The organism is Rhodococcus sp. NJ-530 (assembly GCF_003860625.1).
Classification (GTDB): domain Bacteria; phylum Actinomycetota; class Actinomycetes; order Mycobacteriales; family Mycobacteriaceae; genus Rhodococcus_F; species Rhodococcus_F qingshengii.
On the sequence record NZ_CP034156.1, the window covers coordinates 484994 to 498732 of the forward strand.

Here is a 13739-nt window from a genome sequence, read left to right on the forward strand (position 1 = left end):
TAGGTCGGCGTGGAACGGAATGTCATGTACGAGCACGAGCTGACCATTTTCTCCACGGGCCACCAGTTCCTGGAGGCTCCCGCTGGCGGGACGAAAGTTTGTGGGCCAGCGACTTCTTCGCCAAGACGGTCAAGCGTTTCGCAGCCGACGGCTCCTACCAGACCGTCGTAGAGGTCGAGGGCGCCCCCTCCGGCCTAGGCTTCCTCCCAGACGGCTCAGCGCTCGTGGTCTCCCAGGCCGACAAGTGCATCCTGAAGGTCTCGCCCGACGGCACACAGAGCATGCACGCGGACTTCAGCCAGTTCGCCGGAGGCATCGGCAACGACATGCTCGTCACCAAGGTCGGCCACGCCTACGTGGGCAACTTCGGGTTCGCGCTCGGTGAGGAAGACCCCAAGACGACCCGCCTGGTCCACGTCGATCCCAGCGGCAAGGGCCACCAAGTCGGCGGCGAGCTGCTCTTCCCCAACGGCATGGCGATTCAGAACGGCTCGGTCCTGCTCGTCGCCGAGACCTGGAACCACCGGATCACCGCGTTCGACATCGCCGCCGACGGCTCGCTGAGCAACCAGCGGGCTTGGGCGCAGCTCGACGGCGCCTACCACCCGGACGGTATCGCGCTCGACGCCGAAGGCGGCGTGTGGTTCGGCAATGCTCTGACCCTTGAGGAGGACAGCGGCTTCTACCGTGTAGTCGAAGGCGGCGAGATCACCGACAAGGTGAGCAACCCCGGCGCCTGGTCCGTCGCCTGTGCCTTCGGCGGCGACAACCTCGACACGCTCTACATGACCTGCAACACCACGACGCTGGAGGAGTTCCACGTCGGCAAGTCCTCGGCCGCGATCGCCACGGCCAAGGTCGGACGCAATGGCGCGCCTGCGGCCTGAGTGCGAGTATTCTTTTAGACTGAGCGGGGTCCCGGCAACCCTGTCGCGGCCCCTCGGCTGATCCCTCGGCTGATCCCTCCCCCGATGAGCGCCCTCGTAGTGATATCACCGTGTAGCAACGCTGCGCGGCCCCTGAGGTGTAGTACTGTTCTGCTCGGTCGGGCTGCAATGCGACGTGCGGCCGCCTGTCCGACCGGGAGGGCCGGGGAGTGTCTGAGAGGAGCCACGGGATGGGCGGTGCGTCTCCTGTAAAGGACTTGACGCGGCGTCCGCGCGACCGCGGGCTACAGATCGCTCTCAACGCGCGTGAGCTGTTCACCGCGCACGGCTATCACTCGGTCAGGATGGACCAGATCGCCGAAGCGAGCGGGATCACGGCACGAGCCCTCTATCGTCACTACGCCAACAAGCAGGCCCTCCTGTCCCACGTGATCCGTGAGGACCAACAGCGATTGGTGGCCGCCCTTGAGCAACTCGCGGCGGCCGACAGCCCCGGCAGCGTAGATGAACGTCTGTCGACGCTCGCTGAGGTAGGACTGGATAGTCGGCGTCTCTCGGTGCTGTGGCAGAGAGAGGCCCGACACCTCACCCGAGACGACTTCTCGTTAGTTCGCAATCGCACTCGGTGGATCGCCGAACAGGTGGGGATGCTGGTGGTGGCACCAGCGACCTCCGACCTCGACGACTTTGCCAGGGATGTCCGGAGTTGGTCGGTGGTCAGTATCCTGACCAGCCCTGCCTTTTACAACAGCGGCCTTTCTCGGGCCAAGCTCAAGAAGGTGCTCGTTGAGGCGTGCCAACGAGTCATCGTTGTCGCGGGCACTTCCCACCCGGACTCGGGCGTTCAACCGGTGTCGCATCCTCGAACCCCCGCCTCGCGCCGCGAGCAGCTCCTTACTGCCGCGGCGCGCGCCTTCCAGCGCAACGGATATGCCGGGACCAGTATCGACGACATCGGAGCCGAGGTCCGGGTAGTGGGCCCGGCGATCTACCGGTACTTCGACACCAAGGCCGCCATCCTCGTCGCGGTGACGAATCGCTTCTACGAGTGGCAAGCACTCGAGGTCGCCCGAGCTCTGCCTCGACCCGCGCGCGACGCTGACGTGTTCGACGCCCTGGTTGAGGGCTACGTCGAGCTGGCAGTGCGAGCTATCGACCTGTTGGCCGTTTCCTTGACGGAGAGCCACTACCTGCCCGAGGACGAGCGCGATCGGTTCGACCGCATCCGAGAAGAGAACACCCTCGAATGGCAACGCTGGATATCAGCGACACGTGACGATCTCGACGACGCAACAGCGTTGACCCTCGTCCACATCAGCAAGGGCATCATCCACGATCTTGTGCGTATCGCGCACCTGTACCGCGAGCCCACTTTCGCCTCCGAGCTCAAAACGGCCGTCAGGGCGGTCGTTCACGGCTAGATCCGTCCCGGGTCCACACATCGTGGCGCAGTGTGCTGCTTCGACGCCGATGCCTGCTGCACTCTGATCCGTCGAACCTGGTCACGTCTCGGGGTCCTGTCGCGCAGAGCGGCGGGTTCTCCGTCCTCGGATGTCACCGGCGACTCCCGCTCAGCGGGTGGTCAAGGTCGTGAGCCCCCCATGACATCTTGCCGATCGAAATTTTCGCCCGTTCGCCTTCAGTGTTAGTTATCATTTCCCAAAAGCGCACAACGCAACTGCGCTTGTGTGAAGACACACATTCGACGCTCGCCCGCTTCGCAGGCCTTTAGGAGTGTTATCTAGGGGCGTGATGCACGGTGCACTGCCCGCCTCGACTAGTTGGTGGGAACGACAATTTTGTTATTGATGCTTGACTTAAGTTCTCGGCCCATGTCACTCTTGTGACGTCAGACACGCCTCCATGAGTTATCGCTAGAGGACTTCCGGTATCTACCGGCGACAACCAACGAGCGCGACCCGCGAGCCAGCGGCCCGCCTTCTCCACGACCGCACCGCCGAAATGGCACCTCTTCGACCAAAGCGATCGAGCAGTCCACAACGGGCTGTGACGTCGCGAAAGGAACACCACGTGAACACCTTGCTCACCGATCCCCGCTCCGTGACCGAAGAGCTCGACGTCCTTGTCGTCGGCGGTGGCTTCGCAGGCGTCTACCAGCTCGAGCACCTTCGTTCCCGCGGCTTCGCCGTCAAGCTCTACGAGGCCGGCTCCGAGGCTGGCGGCGTCTGGCACTGGAACCAGTACCCCGGGGCGCGTGTCGACACCCCCGCCACCGCCTACCAGCTCTCCGACGAGCGGATCTGGAGCGAGTGGAACTGGTCGGAGGTCTACCCCGGACAAGAGGAGATTCAGGAGTACTTCCGCTTCGTCATCGACAATCTCGACCTGGCCAAGGACATGCGCTGCGACTCGCGCGTCGTCGCGGCACAGTTCGATGACAACAAGGACAAGTGGATCATCGAGACTCGTGACGAGAAGACCGGCGAGACCTTCCTGACCCGCGCGCGCTTCCTCCTGCCGATGCTTGGCACCGGGTCCAAGGCCCTCTATCCCAACATCCCCGGCCTCGACGACTTCAAGGGCGACTCGTTCCACACCTCGCACTGGCCCAAGGGGTACGACATGACCGGCAAGCGGGTCGCCGTCATCGGCACCGGCGCCAGCGGCGTCCAAGTCATCCAGACGATCGCTCCCGACGTTGGGCAGATGACGGTTTTCCAGCGGACGCCTCCGACCGCTCTGCCGATGAGCTCCCCCAAGCTCGACCGGGCCGCGAACGACGAGTTCCGTAAGACATACCCGGAGCGTTTCAAGTACCGTGAGACAACATTCTCTGGGATCGACTACGACGTGATCTACACCGCGACCGCCGAGATCTCCGACGAGGAATTTTACGCCAAGCTCGACGAGCTCTGGGACATGGGCGGCCTCCAGATCTGGCTCGGCGGCTACGCTGACATGTTCTTCAACCGCGAGGTGGGAGACAAAATCTACGCTTACTGGCGAGAGAGGACCCTGCCGCGCGTCAAGGACCCCAAGCTCGCCGAGAAGCTGATCCCCGAGACCCCGCCGTACCCGTTCGGCACCAAGCGCTGCCCGCTGGAGTACACCTACTACGACACGTTCAACCAGGACAACGTCGATCTGGTCGACGCCAAGGAGAACCCCATCGAGAAGGTCACCGAGAACGGCATCGTCACGGCCGACGGCACGCTGCATAAGTTCGACGTGATTGTCCTGGCGACCGGCTTCGACTCTTTCACCGGAGGTTTGACCGACATCGATATCCGCAGCACCAAGGGCGAGAGGTACAGCGACGTGTTCAAGAACGGCGTTCGCACGTTCCTTGGGCGCGCCACGGCCGGGTTCCCGAACATCCTGTACGTGTACGGCCCGCACAGCCCGTCGGCGTTCTGCAACGGCCCAACCTGCGCTGAGCTTGAGGGCGACTGGGTGATCAATGCCATCACCGACATGCGCGACAACAACCTGACTCGCATCGAGGCCACGCGCGAGGCCGAGGACGAGTGGCACGAGCACCTGGAGGGCCTGGCCAACGCCACGACCTTCATCATGGCGAACTCCTGGTACATGAACGCCAACGTGCCGGGCCAGAAGAAGGAGCTGCTGGCCTACCCCGGGGGCCTGTCCATGTACCTGGAGAAGTGTCGCGAGTCGGTGGAGAACGGGTACGCCGGTTTCGTGCTCTCTTGAGAGCGCGTCACTCAGTCACGGGGCGTCGCCATCGACCACCGAAGGCGACGGCCCTGGCCCCCACATCCCAAGGAGAAGGCCGATGTTGATTCACTGAGTGACCGTCAAGTTCAAGGACGCCGCGACGCCAGATCAAGTGACGGCGCCCGATGCGGCGCTCGCAGCCCTGCCAGGTCAGATCGACCTCATCCGCCGGACCCGCCACGGTCGAGATCTTGGCGAAAGGCCGACGAACGCCGACTACGCGCTGGTCTCCGAATTCGGCACCGCCGAAGACGTCAACACCTACCTCGAACACCCCGCACACCAAGCCGTGACCCGCGACCACCTGCTCCCACTGGCCGAATCGTGGCACAGCGTGGAGGTTGTCGGGTATGACGACTGAGCCGACAGCACGTCTTCGCCGGCCTCCGAGTCGGGTAGGACCACTCGTAACACGGAAGGTCAACCAGATGAATGGCACCCAGGCCGACGGCTGGCCAGGAGAGGACACACCCGTTGCGGTGGTCACAGGCGCTCGGCGAACGACAGACAGCGGCCCGTGGGCTCGGCCAGGCTGATCGGTGGCATCCCTCCAGCGTGACGGAACCAGCGGGACCCGACCGGCCACGACACGCCAACAGCCTCCGCCGCCTGCACCGTCGTCACGCCCGAGACGATCCGTCGCCAGAAGTCCCGCTGCATCGCACGCGACGGATCAGGCCGGACCGTTGACCGCATCGGCGGCCTCAACGCCCGATCAGCCGCCCACTGCCGCCGCGCACCCGAAGGCGCCTCCGGAATCTGCTTCCCGCCACGTCCCATCGTGCACCTCCGTGATCGAGGTGTTGCGACGACCGGTTGAATCCGCTTTGCGATCCTCGGTCGTTGTGATGAATGAGCCCCGACACATCCGTAATCCCTTCTCGGCATCGGGTCCAGATTGCGTGCTCAATGGCATCGAGCACCAGCGGTGTCGTCATCGTCGTCGCGGTTCGCCACCCGAGGATCCGCCGTGAATATGCGTCGATGACGAACGCGACGTACAGCCAACCTGACCATGTCGAAACGTAAGTAAGTCAGCTACCCACAACATGTTTGGCGCCACTGGGTTGAACTTTCGCTGCACGAGATCGTCTGCGCGACGGCCTTGTGCATCGGCGATGGTGGTGCGTTTGGTCTTGCCTCTTCGTGCTCCTTGGAGCTCGAGGACACCCATCAATCGTTCGACCGTGCACCGTGCCACTTCGATGCCCTGTCGACGCATTTCCAGCCACACCTTGCGTGCGCCGTAGACCGAGGAGTGCTCGGCGTGCACACGGCTGACCTCGGCTTCGAGTTCTTCGTCGCGCACGGACCGCCGAGACGCAGGACGGTTGCGGGCTTCGTAGTAGGTGAACGGCGCAATTGAGCAGCCGTGCTCGCTGAGCACCCTGCAGACATCGCATATGTTCAAAGTGTCAAGAAACCATGGCGTCCGCCGGTTCCGCACAGTGCGCGAACGCGACCGACGCATCGTAAAGTTCTCGACTGCACAGACAGTGGTGGAGCATGCCGATGTAGCGATTCGACAGATTCCGTGCAGCGGCAGTGTAGGTGTCACCGATGGCGCGTCGGCGATCGTAGTAGGCCCGTGCATCAGGAGAGTGCAGAATCAGCGGTAGCGCCCACAGGTATGCAGCGTGGTTGAGTCGTTTGTTTCGTACGATCCTGAGTCTGGTGCTCGATCTGGTTCCACTCGCGCGGGTCACCGGCGCCGTACCCGCGTAGGCTTTCAATCCGCGAGCTGTTGCGAAACGTGTTCGATCGTCACCGATTTCGCCCAGGATCCTGGCACCGAGAACGACGCCGAGTCCCGGGAAGCTCGTGAGTATGGGCGCGTCGGGGTGCTCCTCGAATGCTGAGGTAAGGGCCGCCTCCAATGACTTGACGTTCTCGGCAGTAGCCGTGAGTGCGCGTGCGTACGCATGAGCTTGTCGCCCCATCGCGATTTCCACCTGCAGTGGTTGGCGCAGGTGAGGGAGGCGGAGCCCTGCAACGATTTTGCGGGCCTCGACCTCGACGCCGCGTTTCCGCCCACCCTTCCGTAACGCCGCGGCGATGGTGGAGGGGCGCAGGTTTACTGCGGCGGCCGGGGTGGGTGCCAGTCGGAGTGCCTCGCGTGCACCCATCGTGGTCAGGTCGTCGAATGTTTCGAGAAATGCCGGAAAGTATTGACGGAGAAGGGAACGCGCCTTGCTGGCGATCTGTTGTCTATCCCAGATCGCGTCCTGATGGGCCCTGGCCAACACCTTGACAGATTGGGCTTGTTCACTGTCGTTCGGAAGCCGCCGATGATTGTCACGATCGGTGCGAAGGATATTGGCCAGCACCATTGCGTCTGCGGCGTCGCTTTTGGTTCGACTCGGCGAATAACGGTCCCGATACCTCGAGACGGACAACGGGTTGATTGCGAACACATCGGCGCCGGCGGCGCGAAGCGCCGAGACGAGCAGCCCTTGCGCCGTTTCGATAGCGACGGGCAGTCCGTCGAGTCCGCCCTTTCGTAGTTCGAGGATCAGTTCTACTAGTTGTATGAGGCACGGACGTTAGTTACGCGGTGCCGGCGGTAAGCGGCAGGCGGTCGTCCTCCGCGTGCTGAATGCGGTCGGTGATAATTATAGTGAATGTTCCACACCTCGACGGCAGTGCGCCGCTCGGCTTCGCTGATGTATTCGCGGGAGTACAGCAGTTCTTCGGCGAGGATGCGGTTGTAGCGCTCCACTTTCCCATTGTGTTTCGGCGTGTACGGCTTGATCCGGTAGTGCCGCGCTTCCCGCAGTGAAGCAGTGAAATCTGCTGCCCGATAGCATGATCCGTTGTCGGTGATCACGCGCTCGATCCGGGTGATGCCGTGCGCCGCGAAGAAGAGTCGGGCGTTGTTCATGAAATCGATGGCTGTCGCGGCAGTTTCGTTGTCTCTGGCCTCGGTGTACGCCAAACGGGTGTTGCCATCGATCGCGGAATGCAAATAGGTGTAGCCGACGCGGCCCTGCTTGTTCTTCGTTTTCCGACGTTGTGATCGTTTGGCCTGCTCGGAACCTCGCCCGTGGACGCGCCAACCTCCGCCGTCAGGGATGCGGCCGACCTTCTTCACGTCGACGTGCACCATCTGACCAGGCCGTTTCGCGGCGATGACCTGGGGTTTGCGGTTCGTTTCGCCGTTCGGGTCGATGAACCGGCGGCGATTGAGACCAAGATCCCGCAGGAGTTTCGTGACCGTCCGGCGAGCGATGACCGTTCCGTCCATTCGGAGTTCGAACGTGATGCGCGCGGCCGACCATTTCCGGGTCCGGCGCATCGCTTCGATCTCGGCCACGATCTCTGCGGCGGTGGCGGTGGGTTGATGGTTCGGTGCGCTGGATCTGTCTTGTAATCCCAGTTCACCGTATTTGCGGTACCGGTTGACCCACGTGGAGGCGCATTGTCGGGAGATGCCCATTTCGGCGGCGACGTGGGCGATCGGACGAGTGCGGCACCGCTCGATGAGTCGTCGTCTTCCCTCCACAGTCAGCGGAGCATTACGGTGTGTCACAGGGCTGGTCCCTTTGCTGTTGATGGTCTGTTTCGCAACTTCCATCCTGCCGCGAAGGGCCAGCCCGTCTACTTCAATCCAGCGTCAGCAACGTCCATACCCACAACAACTAGTCGGTCGAAGCCTGCGACGTCATCGCTGATGCGTTCGCTGATCAGCAGGCTTCCCCTGTCGTCGATCACCGCGACATCGTGATGCTTTTCCGCCCAATCGATTCCACACCACAGCTCAGCCATATCGTCAGTCTCCTGTCCTCGTCCGGGAGTGCGGCCGGCAAGCCGCACTGCGTTGATCGAACCGGGAAGGTCGACCAGCGCTCTAATGAACAGGCCTCAGGGGCCGCCATCGCATCGGCTGTCGCACGATCTCCCACCAGCGGATCGGTGTCACGCACTGCCGTCAGGACTGAACGTCCCGCTCGACGAAGTGATCACCTGCCCGCGGCTCGACACGTGACCCCGCTTTCGGCAGGGCCAGGATGGGGGTACCCGCGCCGACGCCGGCTACGGTCTGCCAAGGAAGAGTTCGAACTCGGATCGACTCGAGGAGTCCGGTGCCGGCACGGCTACCGATCTCATTAGATTGGCTCGACGCCGTACTCGCTTTTATATCGGTTGATGTAGTCGATGGTCACTTGTTGTTGCTGGTCGTGTCCTTGCCGACATGCGTTGCAGCCTCCACAGGAGATTCCGGGGTTGACGTAGACCCGGTCGCCGACGGCGACGTCGGTGACATGGCTACCGACTGCGGCGCCGACGCCGGCGGAGTCGAGACCGAAAATCGCGGGAAGCTGGGGCAGCGGAAGGTAGGGGAACCATTCGCTGAGGTTGCGAGCACGTTGTTCAGGTTCGGTACGACGTTGCATGCGTTGACCTGTACGAGGACGTCGGTTGCCCGGGGATCGGTAGATCCTCGATCGCCATCGGCTGGTTGATCTCGTGGAGGCGGGCGACGCGCATGGTTGTGTTCACGACGGGAACTCCTGGGTAAGTGTCGGTTCTGGCTGAGTGTGGGCATGCAGAGCGCTGGTGAGGCCGACAGGTCGGGGCCACACCAGCGCACGATCGGGGTCGGTGTGGGCTGAGGTCAGGCGGTGGCATCTGCCCTGATCGAGGTCAGGGCGGCGCGGATCTCGTCGACGGTGGCAATCTCGCCGAGCAGTCCGAGTGAATTGATGCTCGCATCGTGCGCTTCGGCGGTTGCAGCTGAGCACGCGTCGGCCACGGTCACCACGCGGTAACCGAGATCGCTGGCTACGCGGGCGGTTCCTTCCACGGAGGCATTGGTGGCGACACCGGTGAAAAGCAGCGTAGTGATGCCCTTCTTCCGCAAGATGGTGTCGAGTTCGTTCCCGACGAAGGCGCCGATTCGTTGGTGTGTGAAGACGATGTCCTCGCTGTGTGGTGTGAGGCGGGCGACGATTTCGGCGAGTTCGCTACCTTCTTTGAGGCAGCCGGATTGGGCGACTATTTCCAGTAGTGGTGAGTTGACCTCGAGGTCGGAGAAGTCCGGTTTCCAGGCGACTCGTGTGTAGATCACGGTGCCGTCGGCCTCGCGTACCGCATCGTTGACGGCGGCGACCTGGTCGATGATGCGGCGTTCTGCCACTTGCTGATAGAAGAAGTCCGCGAAGGCGCCGGTGGGTCCTACTACATCGCCTTGGCAGTGCACGGCCACGGCGGCGGTGGTGCGGGGGTCGAGTTTCATGGTGAAGCTCCTGCTGGTTGAGGGATGTCAGGTGTGGGCGAGGATGGAGTGGCCGATGTTGTCGATGTCGCGGGCAGCGGTGACGGGGTTGGACAGGAAGACCTGTTGGATGTCGACTCCGGCTTCGCGCATCAGCGCCGATTTTTCCCGCAATTGCGCGGGGGATCCGTAGAGGCACCAGTAGTCGACGAGTTCTTTGGTGATGATCGGGCGGTGTCGAGGATCGAGTCCTCGTAGGTACTTGGCCCACACGTCCAGGTAGTGCGGTTGGTTCGGAGCCTGCGGGTCGCCGAGGTACTGCTGAGCAGCGGTGAGGGAGGCATCGACGATGGGGTCGCCCAGTTGGTCGCGGTGCTGATCCATCAGCCCTGCGTTGGTGATACAGGAGCTGATCGGTCCCGAACCGAACCCCTTCGTGACACCGTCTTCCCAGGTCTCGCCGTTTTCGAGTTGGTAGAACCAAGACAGGGAAACGAGTTTGACCGATCCTGGGGCTCGGCCGGCGTCGGCAACTGCTTTGTCGAGGCGATTGCGAACGAGCTTAATCATCTCGACGTTCGGGCCCAGGCAGTAGACGACCGCGTCGGCATATTTGGCGGCTTCGGCGAGTCCGCGAGGACCGCCGGCAGCGACCCAGATCGGGATGTGGTCTTTGACATTGTAGAAACCGCTGTCCTTGTCGAGAAACTCCACTTCACGGGACTGGCCGAGCCAATTGTGTGTGGTTCGGCGCCCTGCCATCAATTCTCGTGAGACTTCGATGGAGTGAGAAAGCTCGGAGATCTTGGCGGTGCGGTTTCCCATGGATCGGAGTGCGTTGTTGGCGGTGCCGATGCCCAGGAATGTGCGACCCGGTGCGAGGGCGTTGAGCGTCGCCATGGAATTGGCGGTGACCGGGGCAATCCGGGTCAGCGGATTGGTGACCATGGTTCCGAGGGCGATGGTGCTTGTCTGCGAGGCAGCGAGTGCGAGGAATTGGTACGGGTCACTGAACAACAACGGGCCTTCGCCCACACCGAAGTGGGTGAAACCTAAATCCTCGGCCTGTTTCACCATCACGACCTGATCGATCTTGGCGCAGGTACCGATACAGAATTCCATGTCTTTTCTCCTTGCAGTGACCGCCGCTGGGTCGCCTGGTGTGCGATTCGTCCCGAAATGGATCTGGGCGATGTGTTTGTCGGCGTCGCAATTCCTTGACTGCCAGATCCAGTGAGCGTGTCCATATACCCGCCGCCGGTTCGACATACCCGCCGGTTCGACGGAAACTGACTCGAAGGCGTTCTGCCCTGCGCCTATGTGCTGGTCAAAGACCCATGCAACAGCTCATTGGAATGCTAGCGTTCCAGATGAAGGTATCTCACAGTGACTCAGACCACAAGTACTAGAATGCAAGTTGTTGTGCTGAGCACGGCAGAATGAGGGGGATCATGACCGGAACATCGACGAAAAGAGTGAATCGATGAGTGCCGACCAGGCAGGCCCTGCGCTGGGCAGTGAGGCGACCGCCCTCCTCGCCAGTGTCCGCACCTCGGGGGCTCGACTGTCTTCTGCGCTGTACGACATCCTCAAGAATCGTCTGCTCGAGGGGCGCTACCCTGCGGGGGAAAAGATCGTCGTGGAGGCCATCCGTCAGGAGTTCGGGGTCAGCAAGCAGCCTGTCATGGATGCTTTGCGGCGCTTGTCCAGTGACAAGCTCGTCTACATCGTTCCTCAGGTCGGTTGCGAGGTGGTCTCGTACACCCAACAAGAGGTGGAAGATTTCTACACCCTCTTCGGTGGCTTCGAGGGAACCATTGCAGCGGTCGCCGCTGCCCGCCGGACGCAATCGCAACTGCTGGAACTGGATCTGATCTCGGCCCGTGTCGATGCATTGATCGCCTCGCATGATCCTGTGGTCAGGGCCCACGGCTATCGAGTGCACAACCGTGAGTTTCATGCCGCCATTCATGCAATGGCGCACTCGCGGATCATGGAAGAGACCAGTCAGCGTATGTGGGACCTGTCGGATTTCCTGATCAATACCGCCGGCATCACCAATCCGTTGTCGAGCGCGTTACCGGAACGCCAGCACGATCACCACGTCATCACCGAGGCTATTCGAAACGGCGATGCCGAGGCGGCCAGGGTGGCGATGGAACATCACATCGTGGGCACGGTTGCGGTAATCCGCGACGAGTCGAGTGACTCCCTGACTGGATAACCGCTCCGGGCAACCCTTTTCGGCCCGCTCTCTGCGCACATGCGCAGAGAGCGGGCCGTTGTCATTGATGGCGGGCGTTCTTCGCGATCGCCGTTGTGGAGCGGATGAGGTGGGTTTCGTCCCCTGGTGCAGAGACTTGCATCACTTTTCACTCCGGAGTAGGTTCTCTGCTAGACGACTAGCATTCCAGTTGGATGCTTCTCTCCCGAAACTTCCAGAAGAAAGGAGCGGCCATGACGACCGCTTCGCGCAGGTTGCTCGATAGAGCACCGAAGTGCTTCCACCCGCAGATCGGGGAAGTCCGGCCGTGACCAACGCACCCGCTTCCTCGACGACCACCGATCGCCCGTCCCCATTACGGGTGGCGATGGCCAGCTTCATCGGCACCACGGTCGAGTACTACGACTTCTTCATCTACGGCACCGCAGCCGCACTGGTATTTCCCAAACTCTTCTTCCCGGACGTCTCTCCTGCGATCGGGGTACTTCTCTCCTTTGCGACGTTCGGAGTCGGCTTCCTTGCCCGACCGCTCGGAGGCGTCGTCTTCGGTCACTTCGGCGACCGAGTCGGCCGCAAGCAGATGCTGGTGATTTCGCTGGTCGGGATGGGCTCGGCAACAGTTCTGATGGGATTGCTGCCCAGCTACGCTCAAATCGGAATCGCAGCGCCGATCCTGCTCACGCTGTTGCGCTTGGTTCAAGGCTTTGCGGTCGGCGGCGAATGGGGCGGAGCGACGTTGATGGCCGTCGAACACGCTCCTACCTCGAGGAAAGGCTTCTTCGGGTCCTTCTCCCAGATGGGAGCGCCGGCCGGCACCAGTGTTGCCACTCTGGCGTTCTTCGCGGTCTCGCAATTGCCGGACGAGCAGTTCCTCAGCTGGGGTTGGCGACTGCCCTTTCTCTTCAGTGCGGTCCTGATCATCATCGGGTTGGTCATCCGACTGTCCTTGACCGAGAGCCCCGACTTCGCCGCGGTGAAGGCGCAAAGCGCAGTGGTGCGGATGCCGATCGCCGAAGCTTTCCGCAAACACTGGAAGGAAATTCTTCTCATCGCCGGGACCTACCTGTCCCAAGGAGTGTTCGCCTACATCTGCATGGCATACCTCGTCTCGTACGGCACCACCGTGGCAGGGATCAGTCGAACCTTCGCTCTCGCTGGAGTTTTCGTCGCCGGCATCGTTGCAGTCATCCTTTACCCGATCTTCGGCGCACTCTCCGACACTTTCGGTCGCAAGACGATGTATCTGCTCGGCGCTGTGGCCATGGGTGTAGTGATCGCTCCCGCGTTCGCACTGATCAACACCGGCAACCCATGGCTGTTCATGGCCGCGCAGGTACTGGTCTTCGGCATCGCGATGGCCCCGGCAGCCGGCGTGACCGGATCGCTGTTCACGATGGTTTTCGACGCAGACGTGCGATACAGCGGCGTCTCGATCGGCTACACCCTCTCGCAGGTCGTGGGCTCCGCATTCGCCCCGACCATCGCCACAGCCCTCTACGCCTCCACCGAGTCCAGCAACTCGATTGTCGTATACCTGCTGGTGGTGTCAGTGATCTCGATAGTTTCGGTGATCCTGCTCCCCGGCGGTTGGGGTCGCAAAGGTGCCGCCAGCCAACTCCTTCGTGACGAGGCAGGCTCAGCCCGGCCGGCCTCCGCGGTGACCACACTCCCGAACACGGACAGCGCAGAATCCCTGCGTGTCCTCGACAAGTGA

General features: G+C 62.2%; 10 protein-coding genes and 4 pseudogenes. 6 read left to right on the top strand and 8 right to left on the bottom strand.

Going from position 1 to position 13739, the window contains the following annotated elements:
• The first annotated feature begins 98 nt into the window (after window positions 1–98).
• From EHW12_RS34090 to EHW12_RS34105, 4 genes are all read left to right on the top strand, one after another.
• Window positions 99–887 (top strand): SMP-30/gluconolactonase/LRE family protein, encoded by a 789-nt coding sequence (locus EHW12_RS34090; protein ID WP_241199254.1) that lies wholly within the window; start codon window positions 99–101, stop codon window positions 885–887.
• A gap of 230 nt (window positions 888–1117) precedes the next feature.
• Complete coding sequence (locus EHW12_RS34095; protein ID WP_054828406.1) at window positions 1118–2308, top strand: TetR/AcrR family transcriptional regulator; 1191 nt, start codon at window positions 1118–1120, stop codon at window positions 2306–2308.
• A 610-nt stretch (window positions 2309–2918) separates the two neighbouring features.
• Window positions 2919–4562, top strand: coding sequence for an NAD(P)/FAD-dependent oxidoreductase (locus tag EHW12_RS34100; protein ID WP_241199255.1), 1644 nt, complete (start codon window positions 2919–2921; stop codon window positions 4560–4562).
• A 97-nt stretch (window positions 4563–4659) separates the two neighbouring features.
• Window positions 4660–4947 carry a Dabb family protein gene (locus EHW12_RS34105; RefSeq protein WP_054828407.1) on the top strand — a complete coding sequence of 96 codons (288 nt, stop codon included), beginning with the start codon at window positions 4660–4662 and terminating at the stop codon, window positions 4945–4947.
• Between the two features lie 128 nt (window positions 4948–5075).
• Here EHW12_RS34105 and EHW12_RS34110 read toward each other — a convergent pair.
• From EHW12_RS34110 to EHW12_RS34150, 8 genes and pseudogenes are all read right to left on the bottom strand, one after another.
• Window positions 5076–5366 (bottom strand): annotated as a pseudogene (locus tag EHW12_RS34110) (IS30 family transposase); the annotation flags it as partial.
• A gap of 47 nt (window positions 5367–5413) precedes the next feature.
• Window positions 5414–5982 (bottom strand): annotated as a pseudogene (locus tag EHW12_RS34120) (IS3 family transposase); the annotation flags it as partial.
• A gap of 19 nt (window positions 5983–6001) precedes the next feature.
• Window positions 6002–7117 carry an IS110 family transposase gene (locus EHW12_RS34125; protein ID WP_346774243.1) on the bottom strand — a complete coding sequence of 372 codons (1116 nt, stop codon included), beginning with the start codon at window positions 7115–7117 and terminating at the stop codon, window positions 6002–6004.
• Window positions 7108–8115: an IS481 family transposase gene (locus EHW12_RS34130; protein WP_125050654.1), complete on the bottom strand. Its 1008-nt coding sequence runs from the start codon at window positions 8113–8115 to the stop codon at window positions 7108–7110. The genes EHW12_RS34125 and EHW12_RS34130 overlap by 10 nt, the downstream gene beginning before the upstream one ends.
• Window positions 8116–8222: 107 nt before the next feature.
• Window positions 8223–8351 (bottom strand): annotated as a pseudogene (locus EHW12_RS34135) (transposase); the annotation flags it as partial.
• 407 nt (window positions 8352–8758) lie between these two features.
• Window positions 8759–9086, bottom strand: a pseudogene (locus tag EHW12_RS34140) (alcohol dehydrogenase catalytic domain-containing protein); the annotation flags it as partial.
• Window positions 9087–9201: 115 nt separating this feature from the next.
• The gene (locus EHW12_RS34145) at window positions 9202–9822 is read right to left on the bottom strand and encodes a cysteine hydrolase (protein WP_058036925.1); all 621 of its coding nucleotides are present in this window, start codon (window positions 9820–9822) and stop codon (window positions 9202–9204) included.
• Between the two features lie 27 nt (window positions 9823–9849).
• Window positions 9850–10923, bottom strand: coding sequence for an LLM class flavin-dependent oxidoreductase (locus EHW12_RS34150; RefSeq protein WP_058036926.1), 1074 nt, complete (start codon window positions 10921–10923; stop codon window positions 9850–9852).
• Between the two features lie 361 nt (window positions 10924–11284).
• Here EHW12_RS34150 and EHW12_RS34155 point away from each other — a divergent pair, with 361 nt between their 5' ends.
• Together EHW12_RS34155 and EHW12_RS34160 are read left to right on the top strand one after the other, a co-directional pair.
• A complete protein-coding gene (locus tag EHW12_RS34155; protein ID WP_054828449.1) occupies window positions 11285–12025 on the top strand; it encodes a GntR family transcriptional regulator in 741 nt (246 codons plus the stop codon).
• Between the two features lie 367 nt (window positions 12026–12392).
• The gene (locus tag EHW12_RS34160) at window positions 12393–13739 is read left to right on the top strand and encodes an MFS transporter (protein WP_125053653.1); all 1347 of its coding nucleotides are present in this window, start codon (window positions 12393–12395) and stop codon (window positions 13737–13739) included.